Raw genomic sequence first — 21818 nt, forward strand, 5'->3', positions numbered from 1 at the left:
CCCGGCTCCGGTATTTTTAACACCGTCGTCGAAAAGTTTCGCTCGGATACCACCGGGATTGCCAGTACCGAACAGGTTGGCCTATATAAAAACACGCTGGTAGGTCACACCCAGACGCTGTCGGTCGGACAGGTGCTTAAACTGCTGGTCGGCGATAAGTACGATATCGAGAGCAAAAACTCCATCTTCTCCCGTACCAAAAAACATACGCTGTACGCCAAAGAGAAAATGGTGATTGGCGGGCCGGGCGGCACCATTACTATTGATGACAGCGGTATCACTATTCAGGCGAAAAGCATCAAGCTGAAAGCGCCGTCTATCGACATGTCTGGGGGAGCCGCAGAGCAGGCGGCAGCTCTAAGCAGTGACAAGCCGTTCACGGAAGAGTGTCCGTACAAGAAAAAATAAGGAGTCAGGATGCTGGAAAATCCCTATGACGCGGTGAGTGACGGCCTGAAACAGGTGGTATTTACCCCGGCGACCACAAGGGTGGATGAACAAGAACACGCGCTCTATACCTATCTGTTGCTCAATGCAGCAGCCAGCCCAGACATCGCCATCTGTCTGGAGGGGTTCGCGCCACCTTACCGTTCGCTGTTTGATGTATCGGTACTGGATAGCCTGGGTCACGTTGCGCCGTATCTGGTTCAGATTGACGCCCACAGTGATGTGCTTGACTGGTGGCTGGCCGAAGGCTATATGCAGCAATGGGGCATCATGGTACGTAGCACGCTGCCACTGATACCGCTGGTCAGGCATTTCAAAAAGTTCACCAAAGTCATCAATAACGGCAAAACCTACTTTTTCCGCTTTTATCAGCCTAAAACCTTTAATCAGTTTATTCCGCAACTGACGCCCGCGCAGCAGACAGACTTCTTCGCCCCGCTGTATGCCGTCTATGCCGAAACGCTCAATGAACCGGAACAGCTCATGCGTTACACCCATGATGTCGGCGGATTACAGACGGCGCAACTAATAGTACCGGTTACGCCATCACCTGAGGAGAGCATGACGCATGTGGCAGTTTAATGACCTGCAAATGGAATCACACCTGATGAGTGACGAGGATTTCTCCCGCTGGTTTGTTGATGAGGTGATGGAGGAAACGCTGCCGGAGCACAAAGAGGGGCATACGCCAGAAACGCTGTACACCATGACGCGGAATGGTCGGGAGATAGCGAAAAAACTTGATATTCATAAACCGACCAATCAGGCGAAGTTTTTGTATTTCATGTGGGGCGTCGGGTCGAATTTCTTCGAGTTTGACGGCTTTAAGCAAATCCTGGCGGATACGACGCGGAAGGAAGATGAACGTCTGGAAGCGCTGTTTACCGAGGTCAGCGAAGACCAAGGTGTTGATGCCCTCATGAACAGCCACCCTAATTACTGGTTTCCGAGTCTGAAAACATTTATCCGTCTGGATTAAGGGACAATCATGGCGAATATCAGAAAGCAAAGCGACAGCCCAGCACTGGAAGCCGATCGCAAGAAACTGGCTGAGCTTGAATCACAGTATGGTGAATTGCTAGTTGATGGTGGTCTCGCCGTTGCTGGCGCAATCCCCCCGCCAGCTGGAACGGTAGCCGATGCTGCTGCATTGGGACGTTCGTTATACAAATTGGACTGGAGTGGTGCCGCACTAGATGCTCTGGGGTTTATCCCAGTTATTGGTGACGGTATTAAAGGCGGCAAAATAGCAGCCAAGGTAGAGAAGCTTGCAGAGGCTGTCTCCGCAGCGAAAACAGCATTAACAAAAAAAATATTTACAACAACAAGAAAAAATGCAGAGAAGTACTGGAAGGAGTTGATAGCAAAGAGAAAAAAAGAAAAACTAGATAAAGAATTGAGTAATTGTAAAGATGAGAAATGCAAAAAACTGGCTCGTGAAAAATTTGAAAATGATAAATCCATGGACCCTGGTCGATTACCTTCTTCCGATAAAGGGAAGTGGGTAGACAAAGATGGCAACCCTAGTCCTCCAGGGACTGGGAAATATATGCCAGACCCAGAGAAAAATCCAAGTCTGTATGCTGCCGTACAGCGGCATGGAAAAGATGGGATCACGTTTAAAGACGGGCATCCAGACTTCTCAGATTTTCCTCCACTAAAGGACGGAAAAGTGATGGGTAAGGACGGTAAACCTTACCAAGTAGAAGTTGATATGCAGGGGAAAAAATCGGATTTTACCAAAGCTAAAAACGCATTAAAGGAAAAAGAAGATGTAACCCTTACTAAAGCAGATTCGGAATATGGTGTCTGGCATCATGAACCTGATGGTGTAACAATGAGTTATGTTGATAAAAGAGTGCATCATTCCTTTAAGGATGCCGAAACTGGGACTGTTAACTCGGGAACTCCTCATAAAGGTGGAGATTCGATGTGGCGTAGCGAGGATTATTAAATGACTATTGAAAAATCTGATCTTGATAACTGGGATATGGATGAACCCGATTTTACTCCAGATGTGAATAGAGTAAATGCATCTATAGCGTTTATTCAAAACGAGTTGGGGGTAGTGCTTTCTAACGAAATGCAAGAGCTGATGTTTTTAACAAATGACAAGCCTATTGGTCCGGTAGATGATATTGACAGTGTTTTGGCAAAATACAACGATGGAAGCAGAATTATCGGAATAGATATTATTTACAGTAGTAATTCCATTGTAGAATATACAAGGCTATCTCAGGAGTCTATTTACGAATCCCGTTCATTATTGCCCAATGGATTAATAGTTATTGGTTCTAGTTATGATGGAGCATCAGACTCCAGTATTGTTTATGACATTAGGAATAGTTCACCAACCTATCAACACATTTTTAATTGGCGATATTATGTCGATAATCTGGTTGTAGGTGAAGGGTTAGGGCTTATTGCTCGTTCATTAAAAGAGTTCTTAAGTATGCCAACATCGGAAGATGAGTTGTAATTTATACTCATGGCTCATCAATACAGGATGTTAAGGTTGGTCGAATATGTATTCTGAACATAAGGCGACATTTATTGAGAACTGGCCGAAAGAGTTGTTGGATTTATCGTTTTTGAGTGAGGGGTTTGAACTTCATGAGCGAGACGTTATTGCCATCGGAGCCAATACTCATGATTTTATGAATGCTAGAGGGCTACTGGAAAAACCACTATATTCTGCACAATTACGTGAAGATATCGAATATGCCTTGTCGGTGTTGAATAAACCGGCCTTTTTGCGATTCGGAGGTGTTAGCTACCACGATTATGCGCGTCCTCGGTTAGAGACGGTTGATGGCGTGATTGAACAACTCGCGGTCTCAAATCGTCGTGTCGCCTCCTATCTTTGGGATTGCCTGCAATCGTCAACACCCGTTTGGCTGTATCTGAGAGAGTGGCGTGAAATTCTCCGCTGGGGAGAATTCAGGTGCTTTATCAAAGAGGGCAAAGTGATTGGCGTTTCTCAATATCACTGTCTGGAATACTTTCCGTTTATCAAAGAAAAGGAAAACGAAATACGCCTTCAACTCATCGCTTTTTTACAAAAGCTCTTACCTGTATTACACGTTGATTCCGTGGTCGCAGATGTGGCGATAACTTATCAGGACAGCGAGTTTGCTACCACGCTGATTGAGCTCAACCCGTTTATTCAGCGGACGGATGCCTGCCTTTTTTCCTGGGTAAATGGTGGTGATTTTAATGGCCGTATTCGCATCAATCTAAGTGATGCAGATGCGCAAGCGGAAAAACAAAGAAGACCCTATTTATTATAGGAGGGAGTATGGGAAAGCCAGTGGCAATACTTGGACACATGCACGTTTGCCCGAAAGTCGAGCCCGGCCCAGTGCCACACGTGGGCGGACCGATTATTGATGCCGGACAGTCGATTGTTACTATCAACGGGATCCCTGTTGCTGTGGTAGGTGGTAAAACATTGTGTACAGGAGTCGGGATACCAGATGGATTGGTCGCGGGCTCATCTATATTCACTATAGAAGGTAAGCCAGTCGTAAGAATGGGAGATAGTTGCGCCCACGGTGGTAAAATCGTGCAAGGATGGCCTACAGTGACATCAGATTAATTTCTTAAGTCTGTGAGTGAATAGTCCTGTGCCGTTTCTCTTCCCATAACCTATGTGGCACAGGCCATTTCTGTTATCGACCCGAATGATCAGCCACACATTCCCCATCAAAATCTCCGTTGAGAATATATCTTCTTCTCCTGCATTGCTTACAGGACAGACCACCGACCTGCTTAATTTTCATGCCATTACGTGAATGCCTACTTAAAGCGCTTTTGATCGGTAACGCCGATCGATACGATCGCATCGATCTATCAAAACGATTATCTTTTGATCGCCACCGTCGATAAGCTATTGCCGAGAATAACCATAACGTAATGTTTTATCTGTTTTTTATTCCCATTTTCGGGAAGGACTGACTATTGCCTGTTATCCGGTAAATCAATAATCAGCAGATAAAAATCATCCCGTTGTTTTTGCCAAATCAGGACAGGTGCGCAATGACGCCGATTACCTCTCTGCATTTAACGATACTGAATCAACAGGATAAATCGGCTACCCGATTGAGCCAGGCGATTGAGCGGCTTTCATCGGGTCTGCGCATCAACGGCACGAAGGATGATGCCGCCGGTCAGGCTATTGCCAACCGGATGACCGCCAATCTGAATGCCAACAGCGTCATAACTAACGGAATGAAAGACGGTCTTAGTCTGATGCAAACGGCTGAGAGCGGGCTGGATGCCATCAATAACCTGATACAACGCGGCAGGCAGCTCGCAGCGCAGGCGGCAAACGGTACGCTGTCCGATACCGACCAGACCAGCCTGAACGGTGAATATCAGCAGATTAGGGAAGAAATCGACCGTATCGCCTCATCGACTCAAATCTTTGGTCGTTACCCGCTGGCCCCCACTGAACCTGGCCCTCAGCCAGCCAAATTGGGCAACACGTTGCCGCTGGCAGAGAAATTTCCCGATGCCAATACCCAGTATCCCTTCACTTCTGGTGTGGTTTCACTGGCTTACATTCCTGCTGGCGCAAAAAATATTACCATTACCATCGACTCATTAAGCGCCGATGACGATATCCAGCTCTTTGCGCGAGATGGCAGGCATCTGGCAGGTACGCCCGCAGAAGGCGCAGACGCCGATATTGTCTGGTCAGCAAACGGCGTAACGGATGAAAGCACCATGAATACCGCCGTGATTACGCAAGATAACGGCTTTTTACCCAATGCCACCTACTCGGCAGATTCGCTGCTCCAAGCCGGGGAATACAATATCAACGCAGGGGCACAGACCACTTATCAAGGCATGACCATCACCTACAGCGGTGATGGCGACCGTTTTGAAGATGCCAACACCGGGGGATTTAACGATGGGAATGTGGGCGCAGCAAACCAACTGGAAAAGATTCATATTGATGAGGTAACGGAAGACCTGATTATTATCGTAGCTGGCAGCGGTGCGTTTTACAGCAGCGCAAGCTGGGATGAACTTCCCACACCGACAGAGCCAGCCACGCCGCTACCGCCCTCAGTGCCGATCAGCAAAGAAACGACGTTTGTTGTCGGAGCAAGTTTTGGTGATGCATTGCAAACGGTCACCCTCAACCCAACGCCAGCGGACAGCCAATCGCTGGGGCTTTCCGCTGTCACGCTAAGTACACCAGAGCAGGCCAGTGCGGCATTAGCCATATTCGATAACGCACTGAAAACGCTGGACAGTTACCGCAGTGAATACGGCAGCCAGATGAACCGATTTGAATCCGTCACTACCGTACTGTCACAAGAGAAGGTTGCCACCGCTGCTGCCCGCTCCCGCATATTGGATGCCGATTATGCCGTTGAGGTTTCCGCGATGACAAAAGCCCAGATCCTACAGCAGGCATCGATGGCCGTCTTGTCACAAGCCAATCAGCAGTCGGGAAACATATTAAAGCTGTTACAGGGATGATGCATCGTCAGATATCACTTTGTTATTTTTCTACTGAATCACTATCGCCATGAGTATTGAAATATTCAGCCGCTGCCCTTTCACCACGGCGGCGTTTACCTGTCTGGGAAATAAGGATGGAGGTAATGTACCCATCACTGTCGTTGATATTGAACACGGTATCGATATGGTGCTATTGACTCACATCATTACCGCCAACCACCGAACATTCATCATTATTCTGAACAACCGCAAACATACACCAGTGATGATAGCTAAAAAGGTATTGCTGTTATCAAAACACGCACCGATGAGTACGATTAAAAAAGTGATCTCTGCCTTGTCATCGTTCAGAGAAATAAAAGGCAAGACGATATCGTTATCACCGAATGAGAAAATATTCTTCGGCTATTGGCTGGACGGAATAGCAATACAAACCATCGCAAAGAAAATGGCGATAACCCATAAAACCGCCAACAACATGAAAAACAATATCTACAGAAAATATGGCATAAAGGATCTGCTCACCTTTTTACTCATCGCCAGAATTTCACATATGCAAAGTATCGCTGACGCCGAACATCACAGGGTTATCTACGTCGATAAGGTGGCGTGAGGTAACATTCTAAGAGCAACAGGACGCTTGAATCCCACTGATTTTGCGAGCATTATCGCAATATATCCCTTTCCAGCCCGTGTTGCGTATGCCATCTGCTCAGGAACTTCAAACAGCAATTTCCAATATGTCTATATGGCGTAGAGGAGATCAGCGTGCGCCTCATAAGCCGTTGCTGCTGCTTTATGTCCTATCGGCTTATCAGCAAGGACACCCGCGCCTGTTTCACTATGGCGACGAAATCCGTCCGCAGCTCTTGGCACTTTTGAACAGCTTTGGGCCACAACGGCGCGCTCATTACCCTGAAATGCCATTCTGGCGGCTGAAGGGAGATGGTTTTTGGCAGTTGCAGAACGACGAGCATTGTTCACCGCAGAAAGGGAGTAAAGAGCCGCCAAATCGTGAGTTGATTCAGCATGATTTGGTCAACAAATACTGTCCACCGCTTTAGCATTTTTCAAGAACCGATTTTCCGACTCGTTCGACGGTAATCTACCATTATATTCATGCGGCCTGAGTGAACTGAAATATCTAACAGTGTAGTCCGTGATAGCGTGAGTGTAATGGTGGAAAAGTAAGCACGCAATGTGTGGATTGAGTCTATGCCATTAGTGCATAGCTCTCTTACCATAGGAGTTACAGACCTACGGCTTGCAGATCTATAACCCATGATTTAAACATGGGAAATTTGAATAATAATGGCTAATACGATAAAACATTGATTGAGAAAGAATCACAATAGGATAGGTCAATGGAAAGGAAACAACAGTCCAAAGTCTGCGTACATCTTCTTGAAAAAGAAACGCCTTATTACTTTTCGCCAGAACAACAAAAATCTACTGCAGATTCCTTTTTTCAGAATTCGTTAAAACTGGCCTGGGATAATCACAATTACATTGCGACTTGCTGCTGTGACCAAGCTCAAGAACTTAAGCTATATATCCGAAGTAATAAAGGTTCCGGTCCATTTACTCTCTGTCGTAACCCAAACACGGGTCCCAGACACAAGCCGTCCTGCGCATATCACTCTCGTGTAAATACAGATGGTGGTGCAAAAACATATTCATCATCGGCTGTCAGAGAAGAGGAAGATGGGACCTTACGAATAGGATTGGATTTTTCGTTACGTGTATCAGTGACTGATCCTGAGCGTGCGACTCCGGCAGCGGTGCATCCCCCACGGGAAAGGCGGCAGGTCAATCGCCTCGGAAAGATGAAAATGTTGGGTCTTCTTCATTTGCTTTGGGAAAATACGGGATTAAATGAATGGGCCCCATGGCTTGAAGACAAGAGAAGCCTTACAACAGTCATGAACCGTTTGCAAAAGGAATCCAGCAGCATTAAACAAGGCTATACAGTTCTGGGCGATGTTCTATTGCTACAAGAAAACGGGTACGGCAATAAGAAGGCTGTAAGTTACGCCTGTGCGAATAGTCGTCGTCTGGTTGTCATATCAGAACTGAATGAATGGTCTTCAGCTCTGATTACTAGTAATAATCTGCCTTTGGTTGGAACCACAAAGAGCAGTCCTCCTGCCGGGATGCCATATCTAACCATTGATAGTTCGCGTTGGGAAAATACCTTAACCAGATTTCCACGTGACGTAGCATGGTGGCAACGTGGTGGTAAAATTATCGCAATTGCCGTCACCGACGTGCCAGAAGAAAGAAAATCTGTGAAGTCTAACCGGGTATATTTTTCCGCACGTATTCGCCAGGTAGTTTTAATGATGGTGAGTGAACGATGGATCCCACTCGATTCATCTTACGAAGGGCTTATTGAAGAAAAGCTGGCTAAGGAACGGCGCCAGTTTACCAAGCCATTGATCTATGATTCAGCGGAAGATCAGTACCATCCCGATTTCATACTAACGGATGTCAATGGTGCAGATTTCGTCCCGCTCGAAGTATGGGGGCGTGACACTGAGGATTATTTACAGCACAGAACAGTGAAAGAAGCGTGGTATCAGCAGGAGTTTGGTGATTCCTGGTGGTCATGGGATGCCGTAAAAGATCCGGGATGCGCACAAATACCGTCATTCCCACAACGCAACACATACTACGAATCCAAATTCGTAGTGGTCAAGCCATAGCCTTCAATCAGGCAGGCATAGACCGTCGCCGGGAACGAAGGCTCGTCGAGGGGCCGGACAGATAGTCCCTCCCGGACCTGCCGGTATTCTTCCATGTTGTGCCAATATCGTAGCCTACAGCTTGCTTCGTTTGAATTGAAAGTAGAAACTGAGGCAAATTTAGGGTAATCGAGCACACTACCTAGCACCGTGGGTGTTTGATCTAAAGGGGAAAGTTAATGGAAATTGGTGAGTCGATTGTCAAAGCAGTCATACTCCATCAGGTTGGGAACCGCTTGAGAGAAGAACCTTTGGTTTTGGCGGATGAATGCTTCACCATTACAGATAGCATTTCTAACGTAATACTTGGCGGTTACTTACGTGGAATTGTCAGCGGCAAGAATCAATATATGTTGAGCCACGAGAGTGATATAGCGCTAAACGATGTGGCGCATCATACCTCGGGATTTTTTAGCAAAAAAATATCGTTTGAAGATTTGTCGAAAAATCTGGCCACTCACTTATATTCCTCTGCTCATCACCCCAACATTGCGTCTGGCGATCTTTTTGTGATTCTGTTTGATAAGCTTAAAGTGGGTGATGTATATCGTTCTGCAATTGGAATCTACAAGTCAGAATCAAAGCAACAGTATTTATCTGCTCGCATAGATGGAAAAACACAACAACTCGAAGTCTCCAGCGGCATAAATCCCGATTTGATTGACAAGGGCGCTCTGATTGTTGATGGGACCGATATTATCTATGCCATTGATAGGCTCAGTAGTCGAACAAAATACTGGGTTGATGACTTTTTGAAGGCAAAGCAGATTCCAAATGAAAGCACTAAGTCAGCCGTTGCTACCGGATTGATAGAGAAAGTTCGTGAAAATATTGAAAGCCCTTTAGCGCGACAAGAGTTTTGTCGGGAAGTAATAGCCTTGTGCTCAGACAAAGACAAGGTGCTGGGTGAAGAAATCAGGGAAGTGTCTGAAAAATATGTATCTCCTGATGTATGGGACAATGAACTAAACCGACTGGTTGAACGCAAAGGATTGGTTGATACAAGAGACATTAGTATCTCAGCAAAAAGTCTTCAGACCAAGCTGAATAGAATATTCAATCGCATCAACTTAGGTAACGATATTAGCTTGATAATCCCTGATGGCCTTTCATTTAGTGACGTGGAGTTCAAGCTCGAGGGTAAATCCATAAAAATAAATGTAACTTTGGAGAGAAAGAATGGGTGAGCTGTCGAAAACCTCTGGTGAGAATGGAGAAAAAATCACAGAAGAACTCTTGAGGTTGATTGGATGGAACAATCTGCTGAAAGGTGTCAGCGTACCTTGCATAAATAAATCTCATAACCGAGAGAAAACTCACGGAAATGACTTTGTTTTCCTCTATGACAATCCACTTCATGATAGCCGGACTGATGTTGTATATATCTCATCTAAAAATGCCAAAAAAGGCTATCCTAAAGGGGATCAAGGAGTCAGGACTGCATTCAAAAAACACTTGTCCGAGCTTGATGAGATTGTCTCCTGCTCAAAAATAAGCGCTGAGATCTCACAGAAACTACAAACCTTCCAAGGCCGTAGGCAGAAAAAACATGTGGGCCTTCTTGTCTGGCTGCATGGGGACAGCGAAAATTTAGAAAAAGACATCAAACCGGCCCTAAGCAACATACAACTTGACCTGTCCTCAAATTGCCCACTCTATCTATTAGATATGTCACGGGCCTCATTCATTAAAGAAGCAATTAGCCATTTTAGGTCCATCAAGCAGGGGAAAGAGTATAGTTTTTATTATCCAAAACTTGGGAATGTGATTGCTTCTGCAGATGAAAGATATGGTGATGTACTACCAATAGAACTCATAGCTTCCGATATTATCCCCATTAGATTCACTCTGGGAGAAAGGCCCTCTCTGTGTCTATATGCCAAACAAGCTTTCTCGGAAGAATCCCTGAAGAAAATTTGCAGTCTGGCTTTCGACTTCGCTGACGGGTGGGTTGAGGACATATTTATTGGCTTGGAAAGCTACCACCCTGCGGATGACAAGCAAGCAAAAGATGCTGTCTTGATGGCTTACCAAGAGAGGAAAGCACGTATTAAAGTGTTTTGCTATAAAGAATCTCTCCTTGATCTTCTGGAGTATTGATTATGAACACACCGAGTAGACACCCCCCTGCCAAACAATTTGATTACGAGCGAGCAATTCTGTGGGGGGATCGCTTGAGAGTATTGCTCAATAGTGAGCACATCAGCAGTGGTGAAATCACAGAGACACTCAAGGAGAAAGGGATATTTATAGGCAGTGCCAACAAATCCGATACAGTACCACTTTTGAGTGCTTCTTTGTTAACTCCAGCCGAATTCAAGAGGCTTGTTGAAAAGTCCTTTTCTCGAGAGTCAGGAAAGAAGTATTCGTCTTGCAATTTTAAGTTGACATCTTCAGGTGATGACTGGAGATCGGAAATTCTTAATAACTTCGATTCAGCGATTGAGGGCATTAAACTTGAAGATGATCGTGAGTTTGCTTCCGAACCCTCTATTTCGGTTGACCCTGATGGAAATGTCCTGATTTCATATTCCTTGCGAGTACTAGATTTCAGCAAAGACTGGATAGAGCAGGAGGTTGTTTATCCGGGAGAAATACTGCTTAAACAATCTGGTAGTGGTTTGGAAATTGAGGTCAATAGATTCAGAACATCCAAGGACACCAATAAGCTCAACGATGCCATTACTGGGGCCATCGGTAAGTTCTACAAATCAAAAGGTATAACATCGAGCGAACAACCTGAATCCATTTTTTTTGATGACTTCACAAACAGTGAACGTATCCGTTTCTTTCTGCAATTGACATCTGTCAATACACCTGATTTCTCTTTCAAGGAGATCGGTAACTTCGAGATCATTCGTGATCAGGAGGCCGGAGCACTGCCGAAAGAACAACGAATTGAGTGGATGGAAGGTTATGTCAACAAAATACAAATAAAAGGCAGTGATCTTAGTAAAATATTCCTTCTCCATGAACCGAGCTACTACCAATATTATTTTTTGATAAAAATGACTGCTACATATGCTTTCAAATTTGGTGCAAATACTGGCGACTGTGGTGTTGAATTTTCATTTTCAGGAAAAACTTCAAGAGATGATAATTTCTCTGGAACCACATTTGATTTCAGTATCGAACGATTATCGCGACTAGAGGAAGGAAGTAAAAATCAGGTAAGAAAAGCGATCATTCAAAAAATTCAGGAAGCAAGGGATGCTGCTTTCAAGCATGTAAAACCTTAGTCATCAACGTGTTAGTGCTACAGTATCGAGTAGTTCCACGATACCGCTATGCAGGGCGAGATGGTCAGTTGGTGGGGCTGTCCATTCTCGCGCTCCTTAAAATCGGATGCCGTTCCGTCAATATGAGTTCATTGGATGCATACTCTTCTATGATATTCAGGGGCTGGTTACATCCGGCAGCAGTTCCTGTGACGCAATGAACACCATGTAAAATAGGAAAAAACCGACCGAGGGATAATAGTGATGTCATGTGCTATTAATTCACGATTAGAATACGCCGCGTCAAGCTGAAACAACCGTGTGGTCGGGATCAGCCCTCTGAGCAAATGGCTGGTGATCACATTGTTGAGTTTACAGATTTTACGCAAAGCGGTTTCCAGGCTGATATTCCGCTTGCTGGCGGACAAACCTCTGCCCACGAAAGCCCCCGGTGAAAAACTACATATTCTGCTGCTTCGCTGGGATGCGAAATTGGGCGATGCCATCGTATCTTCTTTCTTTTTTCGCGAATCACGTAAGCTCAATGCCCGATTGACTGTACTTACGGTTAACGAGTTAGCTGAAATGCATACCAACACCTTCGGTGTGGATGAAGTCATCGTTACTAATCCGCATCCAGGGCTTCGTGAACTACACAGATTGGTGAATCGGCTAAGTGATGTCGATGTCGTTGTTCATCTGGTTGGACGACTGCAACCTGCCGAAATCGTTTTTATGCGGTTACTCCGCCCGGCGAGTCTCTATTCTCTTGATGATGCGCTGCGTTGTGTGAATCGTAAAATGGGTTTTGCTGCAAACACGCTCAATATCGTGGAGCAGTACCAGTATATTCTGCAGGATCTGGGCGCGAAAGTGATCGACAGCCAGTACATTGTACCGTTGCCTGCCGAGCTCCCGTCTGCGGCACTTTCCCCTCAAATCCTTTTTAATCCTTATGCCAGCCGAAAAGACAAGGGGCTATCCCCTTCACGTGCAACCGCAGCTCTACAAGCTATCGCCGAAGAGTTTCCCGGCCATTCCGTGGGAATTCTTTGCAGCCCTGCAACGCTGTACTACGCGCAGCATCTGGAAAGCGCCGTTGCACGCAATAATGTGGTGGTCGTGCGCGATGGGCTAACACCCGAAAAGGTTGCAGGCTATATTCGCCGCGCGCAGGCAGTTGTGAGTGTGGATACAGCCATTGTGCATATGGCTGTTGGCCTGAAGGCGAAACTGGTGGCGATCTACCCGTTGATTGCAGGTCAACATAACCCATGGCTGCCGCCTTGCTCACCTTTTACACAGGTGATCTACAGCGAGCAACAGTCAGAAACACTCCGCCGAACGGGCAAAAAAAATATGGATGCTTTTTCGCTAACGTCATTAATGAACGCATTGCAAACTCTCTTAACGCTGCCAGCAGAAGCGAAAAACAGCATGTCGCTTAACGCCAGAATCATCCCCGGGCTAGGGGTAGCGACGGGCACACTGGCGCGACAACTTCCCTTAATCTGTGAAAAATTTACTGAAGTTGCAGGCTGTTATGCCGGGACGATCAACCTTGAATTCAGCATTCCTGTCGCAGTCGTGCGACCCGATCACCGTACCGCGCCGCTGGCTTGGACTCCCAGTGGGCGCACCACCGAGATATTCGATCTACTGCGCATTGAACTTGAATTCAGCCATTTACCTGAACGCATCCCCGCATGGTTGTATATTGCCCACGGCTCGCCACACCGCCGGACGCCGACCATTCACGAAGCAATCGCGCCGCTCATTAACCTCAATGGCGCCACGCACTGTCGACTCCACTTACCCGCTGAGGCTATCGTACTGGGCGAAAGCGGTGCTCAGGCAACGGAAGCTATCAATTTGTCACTTTCATCAACCCAGTAATCCGCATTCGCCTCAATATGCAAAAACAGTTTTGCCAGCAGCGAGCCACCCGCCAGGAATTCAGCCACGGTTTCTCTCCGGGCTTCGGTACGCCGGAAATAGGTGTTGTAAAGTTTGAGAATGGCCACGTCGTTAATCAAAAATGCCCCGACGGCAATATCGGTGCGACGCATCACCTCGCAACCAGCAAAGTTGTAAAGAGGACGGTATCCGGGATCGATGACCTCCCCGCCAATTGGGATGGCAGCATCGGCAGCCTGGGCAATGATATTTTTGATTCTTCCAGGATTACCCCAAGCGTGGTTCTCGCTCTCAAGCCCTATAGCTAAGGCTTGCGCAAGTATGGGGTTTCCCGGCAGGGACGCGAAAATACACTCGCTATGCCAGTGCAATTTATGGCTCAGCCCTGTCGGAAATAACTCAACAGTCGGATCCCTAAACAGCAACGTATCCGCATCCAACCATGCCCCGCCCCAGCGATGCACAAACGCCATGCGAATGAAATCGCTCTTCGCCACAATAGCTTCAATGCCGTTCGCCAGCGTAAAGCTCAGCGGTTCAAAAGCCCAAGCTTTATTCATGATGTCAGCATCGATGTGCTCGCTTACCGTTCGCGGCGTAAGCAGAAGAAAACGATCGCCTAGAGCTCTGCGCATAGAAACCAGTGCTAGGGCAACATAAGCCGGCATGGTCTGACCCGGTGCGTTTTCCCAGTAACTGACGTAATGGATAGTGTCGGACGTCATTTCACCAGCACCTTACCTTTCGCACACAACAGCCCATTTTGCATCAGATATGTTCTGAGCATCACCAGTGATGGCGCGCATGCAGGCTGAGCCAAAAACTCATTATTTAACGCTGATTTATACAGATTAAGCCAGGTAAGCACCGGCACATTTGGCAGGAAAGCCGGTAAACTACCCCGGTTGTCTTCGCCAAATAACAGACGCAACGCACGCAGAATGGGCTGATAGCCCGGAGCAGAAAGCAGTTGCGCGACGTTTTCATCCAGATGCTGCTTCACGCTCACGCTGTTCAGCCGATCCTCCACCGACGCATCGGTTAATGCCACCTGGGGATCTAGCGCCACAGGGTAAATGGCACGAAATGACCGGGCGCCATTACACAGCGATTCATACAACACTTTGTCCGCCGTTGCCCCAGTCACCAGCACGTCATCGCCAAAAATGACATGCACGCCGCTCCGGCGGTAAAAATTCTCCGCTGGAATCACATGATCCTGCACAAGATTGACCCGATCGCGCTCGGCCTGGCTGAGGCTGGCATAATTTTCACACGGCGGCGCAATCCTAGGCAGTTTAACGTTGATAATGGTGGGCAATCCTTTATGCGCCAACGTGAGATTAATTTCCTCAACCACGATATCGTAGAGCACATTGGCCGTGGAAGGCACATTACGCCAGCCCGTGGTCATCATTACAACACTATCTCCCTCCTCTTTGGCCTGGCAAAACATCCCTGACCATGAAGAGGAGGTGTCATCCAGTTCTGCGGCAAGATAGTCGATAACGCACCGTGCCAGATAGCGTATCTCGCTCACTCCGCCATATTTCGCACGGCTATAAATGCCCGCCAATGTTGTCGCGTCAGCACCGGTGCTCATATCGCAAAATGATCCAGTCACATTCGGCGTCAGATAATGCAGCGCCTTACCACCAAAAATAGCGACGTAATCGGACATGTCGATCAAACCGCGCGCCAGCAAATCGGTCGCGAACGCGCGAAAACCGGATTTAACATCCTGCGCATTGATCTGTGCACTGGCCTGGCGAAACATTGCCAACTGGGTTGCGAGCGGTTCGTTGTGCAACGTGTTCCACGCAAGTGAATGCGGGGTTTTTAGTCCATTCATGGTGAAGCTCCTTAGCGAGATGCTGGCACAGTGTGAAATTGAAGGTCATCCAACAGAACATCAATGCGTTGACGCTGCTGATAATAGCTGATGGATTGAAGCCCTAATGGCCTGAGTGCCTCCACCAACTCGGCGATCCCCGCTCCGGCATCACGAGGATCATGCGCATCGGATCCGATGGTCAATGGAACATTGTTCCTCAGTAATTTCTCCAGCAAAGCGCGGGAAGGATAGGACCATCTTCCTGCAATTTCTTTACCCGTCGTAGGATCAAGGCTGGATTTTCGCAGACCCGAAGCATTCAGTTCATATGCAATACCGCTGCGTACGAGCGGCGCAATTAACGGTTCAAAGCGACGCAAAAACACATCATCTGGGATTGCGCGCAGTAGCGTGTCAGCGTGCCCAACCGCATCAAACAACCGGCTTTCCAGCAACGCTTCAAGCTGAGCAAAGTACTTGTCCAGAAAGGAGTCTGCCGCTAACCGGGGCAGTTCCCAGACCTTCACCATCGGCTCATCGGCAACAGTGACGTAGTGAATTGAACCGATGACAAAATCCATTGGATAGCGGGCAAGTAACTGCCGGTTATAACGCTCAGTACCCGGCATACAATCGAGTTCCAGACCGCGTAGCAGCGTAATCTCGCCTTTATAGGCCTGCTGCGCCTTATCAATATCGGTGAAATAGCTCTCCAGTTCCGATTCCAGCAAACGGTTCTGCGCATCCACCGGGAACGGCGCATGATCCGTGATGGTAAGTACCGTTACCCCCGCAGCAATCGAGGCACAAACAAGTTCGTCGATGGTACCTACAGCATGTTTCGAGTAGAACGAGTGGCAGTGCGAGTCAATCATGCAGCCTTCCATTGTTCAAGCAACCCGGAATGCTTCCCCATCTCTTTGACCAGCCAGTAAGGATTATTGGCTGTCGCGATTATTGCGCGAAGCTGCGGGGTGTCTTCCAGCCGCGCTAGCAGTTCGGTTAACGGCTGGGTATATAACGCGCGCGACAAGGGATTTTCCCGCACATGGCTCGCCAGATGATGCCAGTCGATCGCATCAGAATGGATATTTGCAACACGCTCGGTCTCAATACCGTACAGAAACACATCGCCGTTGGGTTTAATTGTCACGTCCATGCCATTGGGCTGGGGTGCACGGTTCAGGCTGCCAAAGGTAAAAGGTTTATCCACTTTGGACTCAATCGCGGCAATATATCCCTGTAAGTCCAGATAACCCTCCGGCGTATCTCTTGCCGGATGAACCAGATTTTTGTAGTCGATGTTAAACGTGTCCGCACCTATTAATAATTTGTCTTCCAGTACGCTGACTGGCTTTATGCTGGCGTTAATTCCCCATGAGTCCAGTTCGCTCACCAGATATTCGCGAGTGAAGTCCCGATCGGTATCAATTGAGCGAAATGAAAAACTGAGCGATGACGGCTTTTTACGCTGAACATAATCCAGGCTAAATCCATGTGCACGCCATTTTACTTTTTCAATATGATGGCTATCGGAACTCAGGCGAATATTACAAGTATCACCATTGGCGGATACGAGGCGATTGATCTCATCAAAGATCTTTTCCATCTTCTCATGGCGAAAAAAACCGCTGGTAATAAACTCAAAGCTGTTGCCCCCTCGGGACAACGCCAGTAACTCATAAAAGGTATGGATGTTATTGAGCGGTTCACCTTCTCCACTCACGGAAATACGCTTTACGGATGGATCATTAATGAGCGCCGACAGGTTGTCACGTGCCTGCGTTGACAGCACCATACTCTTACCCGTCACGTGCTTATCCGCATACATGCAGAACGCACAGCCGATGCCGCAGATCTGGGTGATATCCACATAAAGCAAATGACCATGTAAATCCATATATAATATTCCACCATATTTTCGAAAAAAAAATTCAATTTGGTACAAATGGAACTCTTTTGTAGTGTATGTTTCAAACACCAATTCTCTGCGCATATCTCCTCGGCGCCTTTGATGTATTTAGACAGGTTACGGGTCCGATCCCAACAGAGCCTGCAAACGCGCATCGGCCTGCGCCCTGCCGTCCTGTAACATCGTTAGTACTGCATTGTCTTCCTGCTGGTGCTGCGCACCAAACAGATCTAACCGCTCGAGCATATAAACCGTTAATATAGTACCAAGGAGGGTGTGCCCCCGATCAGAGGGGATAATATAAATATTACTTGATTAAGTGAACACTCACGAGAAACTGAGTACAGGAGATTTTGCGATTATACTCAGCGAATAGGTGAAGCAATGATATTTACCAGCATATGAAAAATCTGATAATTATTGATATAAATTATAAAAATAACCCGCAGAAGATATGAGACTGTAATTAAAATTGTGTAATTGCCTGTTTTTGATATGTTCACTCCAACTACGGAGGCAGGCAAATTATGGACGAAAAGAAACTCAAGGCCCTTGCGGCTGAACTGGCTAAAGGCCTTAAAACCGAAGCCGATCTCAACCAATTTTCCCGTATGCTGACGACATTAACCGTCGAAACGGCGCTTAATGCTGAGTTAACTGACCATCTCGGGCACGAGAAAAATGTGCCCAAAACAGGCTCAAACACCCGCAACGGCTATTCATCTAAAACGCTACTGTCCGACGATGGCGAAATCGAACTGAATACACCGCGTGACCGTGAAAATACCTTTGAGCCTCAGCTGATAAAGAAAAACCAGACGCGTATTACGCAGATGGACAGCCAGATTTTATCCCTCTACGCAAAAGGCATGACCACGCGCGAAATCGTCTATACATTCAAAGAGATGTACGACGCGGATGTGTCACCCACGCTGATATCTAAAGTCACCGACGCCGTAAAAGAGCAGGTTACCGAGTGGCAAAATCGTCAACTGGATGCGCTGTATCCCATTGTTTATATGGACTGTATTGTCGTAAAAGTCCGCCAGAATGGTAGTGTGATAAACAAAGCTGTCTTCCTTGCGCTGGGTATCAACATTGAAGGCCAGAAAGAATTGCTGGGTATGTGGTTGGCCGAAAATGAAGGGGCAAAGTTCTGGTTGAGTGTGCTGACAGAGCTAAGAAATCGTGGCCTTCAGGACATTCTGATTGCCTGCGTGGACGGTCTGAAGGGCTTCCCGGATGCGATAAACAGTGTTTATCCTCAGACACATATCCAGCTGTGCATCATCCATATGGTGCGTAACAGCCTGAAATACGTGGCATGGAAGGACTACAAGGCCGTCACCAGCGGCCTGAAAACGGTGTATCAGGCTCCGACGGAAGAAGCAGCGTTGATGGCGCTTGATGCGTTCGCGAAAGTCTGGGACGACAAATACCCGCAAATCAGCAAAAGCTGGCGTACCCACTGGGAAAACCTGAATACGTTCTTCAATTACCCGCCGGATATCCGCAAGGCCATCTACACTACGAATGCCATCGAATCGCTGAACAGCGTTATCCGGGCGGCGATTAAGAAACGCAAAGTGTTCCCGACAGATGACTCGGTGCGGAAGGTTATCTATCTGGCGATCAAGGATGCGTCGAAAAAATGGAGTATGCCAATCCGGAACTGGCGGCTGGCAATGAGCCGTTTTATTATCGAGTTCGGTGACCGCCTGAGCGATCACCTTTAACAAGTGGGCAGTTACACAGAATTATGGACAGGCTCGAAGATATAGATTAAAACTTCCACGGGTAGATTTGTTAAATCTTCCCAAAATCAAACGGACTAACACCCCTTTCCCGATTCGCATCCAGAAAATCTGCCCACCATTGCAGCATCAGTTTGCGCTCATCCAAATGCTCCGCCTTATGAATGTACGCAGCACGAACGCCATTACGCTCCTGATGGCTCATCTGCCGCTCTACCGCATCCCTAGACCACAACCCTGACTCAATCAAAGAACTACAGGCCATAGTACGAAATCCGTGGCCGCATACTTCCGTTTTCGTGTCGTAGCCCATCGTTTGCAGCGCTTTGTTTACCGTCCCTTCACTAACAGGTTTTCGTGACGAATGATCGCCAATGAAAACCAATTCACAATGCCCACTCACCTCTCTAATCTTTTTAAGGATCTCCAGTGCCTGACGGCTTAGTGGAACGAGATGTGGCGTGTGCATTTTTGAACCGCGTTCGGAGAATTTCACTCCGGGGATTGGTTCACGTTCTGGAGGAATCGTCCACAACGCTCGTTCAAAGTCGATTTCCGGCCAGCGGGCAAAACGGAGTTCGCTGGAACGAATGAAAATCAGTAGGGAGAGATTAATAACCCACTTGGTAAATTCACGGCCTTTGTAACCGTCAATGCGGCCAAGAAGTTCAGGCAAACGTTCAAGCGCTAATGCAGGGCGGTGTTCAACTTTGCCAGGCATTATCGCCCCTGCCATATCCTGCGCCGGATTATAGTCAATCAGACCGTTTTGTACGGCATAGGTCATGATGGCAGTCACACGTTGTTTTAAACGCTTAGCAACTTCCAAGCGTCCTGAACGTTCAACGCTTTTGATCGGTGCCAGTAAGTCGCGTGTTTTCAAATCTGCGATATGTGTGCTGCCAATAGCGGGGAAAATATTGTCGCTCAGGCTTTTCAGGATACGTTCGCCATGGGATTCCGACCACTTCTTGTTGTCGGCGTGCCAGGCGCGAGCCACAACTTCGAAGGTCTTTTCATCCTCTTCCTGTTTCGCTTTTATCGCTTTCTTATGTTCGCGGGGATCGATGCCCGCAGCGACCTGTTTCCGAGCTTCATCCCGTTTCTGACGCGCTTCAGAAAGAGAGACTTCAGGATAAACGCCTAATGCCATGAGATGTTGCTTGCCACCAAAACGAAAGCGCAGCCGCCAGTATTTGGAACCATTGGGATGAACCAGCAGAAACATCCCATCACCGTCAGTCAGTGAATACTCTTTTTCTTCTGGTTTTGCCGAACGCACTTTGATATCGGTCAGAGCCATTATCAATATCCTCATAGGTGCTTACGGTGAGTATACAGAGCAATATAGAACCAACATATATACTCAGATGTATACTCACAAGCAAGTTGATGTAGGTTGAATTGCGTTGACGTTGGGAGAGTATGGAATGGAGGAGAAGCCAGTAAAGTCGTGGGTTTTAGGCAAAAAAATAGACGTCGGTTGACGTCTATTTTTTTATCAATGGTGCCCGGGGCGGGACTTGAACCCGCACAGCGCGAACGCCGAGGGATTTTAAATCCCTTGTGTCTACCGATTTCACCACCCGGGCATAAATATTGGAGGCGCGTTCCGGAGTCGAACCGGACTAGACGGATTTGCAATCCGCTACATAACCGCTTTGTTAACGCGCCAAAATATTCAGGTCTTACTAACCAACATCCGCAAATGCCGATGCTTTAAATTGGAGCGGGAAACGAGACTCGAACTCGCGACCCCGACCTTGGCAAGGTCGTGCTCTACCAACTGAGCTATTCCCGCAACACAGAACTTACTGATTTATCTAACTTCTTACAAACCAGCGTTGCTGTTGATGCGGTGCATTCTACTGACCTGACGCGATGAGTCAACAGAATTATCAAGCAACTGCATTCGTTTGCTGGTTTTTACGGCGCTTCGATCAAGGTTCAAGCAAATCGTGGCGCGCAGCATTCAAATATTGAAACATAGACCAGAAAGTCAGCACAGCCGCTATGTACAACGCCACAACGCCAATACCTTCAACAATGCGTTCCGGCCGCCATAACAAAGCAAAAAGCGCCATCATCTGAGCCGTGGTTTTAACCTTCCCTATCCACGACACGGCAACGCTGCTTCTCTTGCCAATTTCAGCCATCCACTCGCGCAATGCTGAAATAATAATTTCCCGCGCGATCATCGTTGCTGCGGGCAACGTAATCCACCAGGAATGATAATATTCCGCAACTAACACCAGAGCGACAGCCACCATCACTTTATCCGCAACAGGATCGAGGAAGGCACCAAAACGCGTGGTTTGCTTCCAGCGGCGGGCAAGGAAACCATCAAACCAATCCGTTACGGCAGCAAACACGAAGATCAGCGCGCAAAGCAGCGGTGCCCAGACGAATGGAAGATAAAACGCCAGCACGAAAAACGGAATAAGAGCAACACGAAACAGGGTAAGCAACGTCGGTATATTAAATTGCATAGCGCTTAGGTAACTATCTGGCTGGAGT

Annotated in this window: 21 protein-coding genes, 3 tRNA genes and 2 pseudogenes; 15 read left to right on the plus strand and 11 right to left on the minus strand. The window is 47.3% G+C overall.

Features of this window, described 5'->3' with window-relative positions:
• The first annotated feature begins 417 nt into the window (after window positions 1-417).
• The 9 genes and pseudogenes from DUT67_RS13650 to DUT67_RS13690 all read left to right on the plus strand — a co-directional run.
• Window positions 418-1029 (plus strand): DUF4123 domain-containing protein, encoded by a 612-nt coding sequence (locus tag DUT67_RS13650; RefSeq protein ID WP_113631708.1) that lies wholly within the window; start codon window positions 418-420, stop codon window positions 1027-1029.
• Window positions 1016-1426: a hypothetical protein gene (locus DUT67_RS13655; RefSeq protein ID WP_039298205.1), complete on the plus strand. Its 411-nt coding sequence runs from the start codon at window positions 1016-1018 to the stop codon at window positions 1424-1426. Before DUT67_RS13650 ends, DUT67_RS13655 begins: the two co-directional genes overlap by 14 nt.
• A gap of 9 nt (window positions 1427-1435) precedes the next feature.
• Window positions 1436-2401 (plus strand): HNH endonuclease, encoded by a 966-nt coding sequence (locus DUT67_RS13660; protein ID WP_010279417.1) that lies wholly within the window; start codon window positions 1436-1438, stop codon window positions 2399-2401.
• Window positions 2402-2926 carry an SMI1/KNR4 family protein gene (locus tag DUT67_RS13665; RefSeq protein ID WP_010279414.1) on the plus strand — a complete coding sequence of 175 codons (525 nt, stop codon included), beginning with the start codon at window positions 2402-2404 and terminating at the stop codon, window positions 2924-2926.
• Window positions 2927-2972: 46 nt separating this feature from the next.
• Window positions 2973-3737: a hypothetical protein gene (locus DUT67_RS13670; protein ID WP_039311781.1), complete on the plus strand. Its 765-nt coding sequence runs from the start codon at window positions 2973-2975 to the stop codon at window positions 3735-3737.
• Window positions 3738-3745: 8 nt separating this feature from the next.
• Window positions 3746-4045: a PAAR domain-containing protein gene (locus DUT67_RS13675; protein ID WP_010279407.1), complete on the plus strand. Its 300-nt coding sequence runs from the start codon at window positions 3746-3748 to the stop codon at window positions 4043-4045.
• 440 nt (window positions 4046-4485) lie between these two features.
• Window positions 4486-5940, plus strand: coding sequence for a flagellin (locus DUT67_RS13680; protein WP_113631709.1), 1455 nt, complete (start codon window positions 4486-4488; stop codon window positions 5938-5940).
• A 49-nt stretch (window positions 5941-5989) separates the two neighbouring features.
• Window positions 5990-6535 (plus strand): LuxR C-terminal-related transcriptional regulator, encoded by a 546-nt coding sequence (locus tag DUT67_RS13685; RefSeq protein WP_113631710.1) that lies wholly within the window; start codon window positions 5990-5992, stop codon window positions 6533-6535.
• Between the two features lie 88 nt (window positions 6536-6623).
• A pseudogene (locus tag DUT67_RS13690) lies at window positions 6624-6962 on the plus strand (restriction endonuclease); the annotation flags it as partial.
• Here the strand turns inward: DUT67_RS13690 and DUT67_RS13695 are convergent.
• Window positions 6961-7089 (minus strand): annotated as a pseudogene (locus tag DUT67_RS13695) (IS3 family transposase); the annotation flags it as partial. The pseudogenes DUT67_RS13690 and DUT67_RS13695 overlap by 2 nt on opposite strands.
• Window positions 7090-7286: 197 nt before the next feature.
• On the opposite strand from DUT67_RS13695, the gene DUT67_RS13700 reads away from it, so the two are divergent.
• From DUT67_RS13700 to DUT67_RS13720, 5 genes are all read left to right on the plus strand, one after another.
• Window positions 7287-8627: a DUF1173 family protein gene (locus tag DUT67_RS13700; RefSeq protein ID WP_113631711.1), complete on the plus strand. Its 1341-nt coding sequence runs from the start codon at window positions 7287-7289 to the stop codon at window positions 8625-8627.
• A gap of 218 nt (window positions 8628-8845) precedes the next feature.
• Window positions 8846-9853, plus strand: a complete 1008-nt coding sequence (locus DUT67_RS13705) for a nucleoid-associated protein (protein ID WP_113631712.1) — start codon at window positions 8846-8848, stop codon at window positions 9851-9853.
• Window positions 9846-10766 (plus strand): hypothetical protein, encoded by a 921-nt coding sequence (locus tag DUT67_RS13710; protein ID WP_113631713.1) that lies wholly within the window; start codon window positions 9846-9848, stop codon window positions 10764-10766. The genes DUT67_RS13705 and DUT67_RS13710 overlap by 8 nt, the downstream gene beginning before the upstream one ends.
• Before the next feature lie 2 nt (window positions 10767-10768).
• Window positions 10769-11905: a hypothetical protein gene (locus tag DUT67_RS13715; protein WP_113631714.1), complete on the plus strand. Its 1137-nt coding sequence runs from the start codon at window positions 10769-10771 to the stop codon at window positions 11903-11905.
• Between the two features lie 345 nt (window positions 11906-12250).
• A complete protein-coding gene (locus DUT67_RS13720) occupies window positions 12251-13780 on the plus strand; it encodes a glycosyltransferase family 9 protein (RefSeq protein WP_223254570.1) in 1530 nt (509 codons plus the stop codon).
• Here the strand turns inward: DUT67_RS13720 and DUT67_RS13725 are convergent.
• The 5 genes from DUT67_RS13725 to DUT67_RS13745 are packed head-to-tail and all read right to left on the minus strand — an operon-like array spanning window position 13735 to window position 17793.
• Window positions 13735-14526, minus strand: coding sequence for a hypothetical protein (locus DUT67_RS13725; protein WP_113631716.1), 792 nt, complete (start codon window positions 14524-14526; stop codon window positions 13735-13737). The genes DUT67_RS13720 and DUT67_RS13725 overlap by 46 nt on opposite strands.
• Complete coding sequence (locus tag DUT67_RS13730; protein ID WP_113631717.1) at window positions 14523-15653, minus strand: hypothetical protein; 1131 nt, start codon at window positions 15651-15653, stop codon at window positions 14523-14525. The genes DUT67_RS13725 and DUT67_RS13730 overlap by 4 nt, the downstream gene beginning before the upstream one ends.
• Window positions 15654-15664: 11 nt before the next feature.
• Complete coding sequence (locus tag DUT67_RS13735) at window positions 15665-16510, minus strand: histidinol-phosphatase (RefSeq protein WP_113631718.1); 846 nt, start codon at window positions 16508-16510, stop codon at window positions 15665-15667.
• Window positions 16507-17631, minus strand: a complete 1125-nt coding sequence (locus DUT67_RS13740; RefSeq protein WP_223254571.1) for a radical SAM protein — start codon at window positions 17629-17631, stop codon at window positions 16507-16509. Before DUT67_RS13740 ends, DUT67_RS13735 begins: the two co-directional genes overlap by 4 nt.
• A gap of 33 nt (window positions 17632-17664) precedes the next feature.
• Window positions 17665-17793, minus strand: a complete 129-nt coding sequence (locus DUT67_RS13745; RefSeq protein WP_262983978.1) for a hypothetical protein — start codon at window positions 17791-17793, stop codon at window positions 17665-17667.
• Between the two features lie 281 nt (window positions 17794-18074).
• On the opposite strand from DUT67_RS13745, the gene DUT67_RS13750 reads away from it, so the two are divergent.
• Complete coding sequence (locus DUT67_RS13750; RefSeq protein WP_113631719.1) at window positions 18075-19283, plus strand: IS256 family transposase; 1209 nt, start codon at window positions 18075-18077, stop codon at window positions 19281-19283.
• Window positions 19284-19353: 70 nt separating this feature from the next.
• Here DUT67_RS13750 and DUT67_RS13755 read toward each other — a convergent pair whose 3' ends face one another.
• From DUT67_RS13755 to pgsA, 5 genes are all read right to left on the minus strand, one after another.
• The gene (locus tag DUT67_RS13755; protein WP_113631720.1) at window positions 19354-20604 is read right to left on the minus strand and encodes an integrase arm-type DNA-binding domain-containing protein; all 1251 of its coding nucleotides are present in this window, start codon (window positions 20602-20604) and stop codon (window positions 19354-19356) included.
• 202 nt (window positions 20605-20806) lie between these two features.
• Window positions 20807-20893: transfer RNA gene (locus DUT67_RS13760), tRNA-Leu, on the minus strand.
• A gap of 8 nt (window positions 20894-20901) precedes the next feature.
• A tRNA-Cys gene (locus DUT67_RS13765) sits at window positions 20902-20975 on the minus strand.
• A 51-nt stretch (window positions 20976-21026) separates the two neighbouring features.
• Window positions 21027-21102: transfer RNA gene (locus DUT67_RS13770), tRNA-Gly, on the minus strand.
• A gap of 139 nt (window positions 21103-21241) precedes the next feature.
• Window positions 21242-21790: a CDP-diacylglycerol--glycerol-3-phosphate 3-phosphatidyltransferase gene (gene pgsA, locus DUT67_RS13775; protein ID WP_014699215.1), complete on the minus strand. Its 549-nt coding sequence runs from the start codon at window positions 21788-21790 to the stop codon at window positions 21242-21244.
• Window positions 21791-21818: the final 28 nt, after the last annotated feature.

The organism is Pectobacterium peruviense (assembly GCF_003312355.2).
Classification (GTDB): Bacteria; Pseudomonadota; Gammaproteobacteria; order Enterobacterales; family Enterobacteriaceae; genus Pectobacterium; species Pectobacterium peruviense.

Coding starts and splice junctions, on each gene's coding strand:
- DUT67_RS13675 (WP_010279407.1), top strand. CDS start 3,746: ATGGGAAAGCCAGTGGCAATACTTGGACACATGCACGTTTGCCCGAAA.
- DUT67_RS13650 (WP_113631708.1), top strand. CDS start 418: ATGCTGGAAAATCCCTATGACGCGGTGAGTGACGGCCTGAAACAGGTG.
- DUT67_RS13700 (WP_113631711.1), top strand. CDS start 7,287: ATGGAAAGGAAACAACAGTCCAAAGTCTGCGTACATCTTCTTGAAAAA.
- DUT67_RS13730 (WP_113631717.1), bottom strand. CDS start 15,653: ATGAATGGACTAAAAACCCCGCATTCACTTGCGTGGAACACGTTGCAC.
- DUT67_RS13745 (WP_262983978.1), bottom strand. CDS start 17,793: ATGCTCGAGCGGTTAGATCTGTTTGGTGCGCAGCACCAGCAGGAAGAC.
- DUT67_RS13655 (WP_039298205.1), top strand. CDS start 1,016: ATGTGGCAGTTTAATGACCTGCAAATGGAATCACACCTGATGAGTGAC.
- DUT67_RS13680 (WP_113631709.1), top strand. CDS start 4,486: ATGACGCCGATTACCTCTCTGCATTTAACGATACTGAATCAACAGGAT.
- DUT67_RS13670 (WP_039311781.1), top strand. CDS start 2,973: ATGTATTCTGAACATAAGGCGACATTTATTGAGAACTGGCCGAAAGAG.
- DUT67_RS13750 (WP_113631719.1), top strand. CDS start 18,075: ATGGACGAAAAGAAACTCAAGGCCCTTGCGGCTGAACTGGCTAAAGGC.
- pgsA (WP_014699215.1), bottom strand. CDS start 21,790: ATGCAATTTAATATACCGACGTTGCTTACCCTGTTTCGTGTTGCTCTT.
- DUT67_RS13735 (WP_113631718.1), bottom strand. CDS start 16,510: ATGATTGACTCGCACTGCCACTCGTTCTACTCGAAACATGCTGTAGGT.
- DUT67_RS13755 (WP_113631720.1), bottom strand. CDS start 20,604: ATGGCTCTGACCGATATCAAAGTGCGTTCGGCAAAACCAGAAGAAAAA.
- DUT67_RS13725 (WP_113631716.1), bottom strand. CDS start 14,526: ATGACGTCCGACACTATCCATTACGTCAGTTACTGGGAAAACGCACCG.
- DUT67_RS13715 (WP_113631714.1), top strand. CDS start 10,769: ATGAACACACCGAGTAGACACCCCCCTGCCAAACAATTTGATTACGAG.
- DUT67_RS13740 (WP_223254571.1), bottom strand. CDS start 17,631: ATGCGCAGAGAATTGGTGTTTGAAACATACACTACAAAAGAGTTCCAT.
- DUT67_RS13705 (WP_113631712.1), top strand. CDS start 8,846: ATGGAAATTGGTGAGTCGATTGTCAAAGCAGTCATACTCCATCAGGTT.
- DUT67_RS13710 (WP_113631713.1), top strand. CDS start 9,846: ATGGGTGAGCTGTCGAAAACCTCTGGTGAGAATGGAGAAAAAATCACA.
- DUT67_RS13660 (WP_010279417.1), top strand. CDS start 1,436: ATGGCGAATATCAGAAAGCAAAGCGACAGCCCAGCACTGGAAGCCGAT.
- DUT67_RS13685 (WP_113631710.1), top strand. CDS start 5,990: ATGAGTATTGAAATATTCAGCCGCTGCCCTTTCACCACGGCGGCGTTT.
- DUT67_RS13665 (WP_010279414.1), top strand. CDS start 2,402: ATGACTATTGAAAAATCTGATCTTGATAACTGGGATATGGATGAACCC.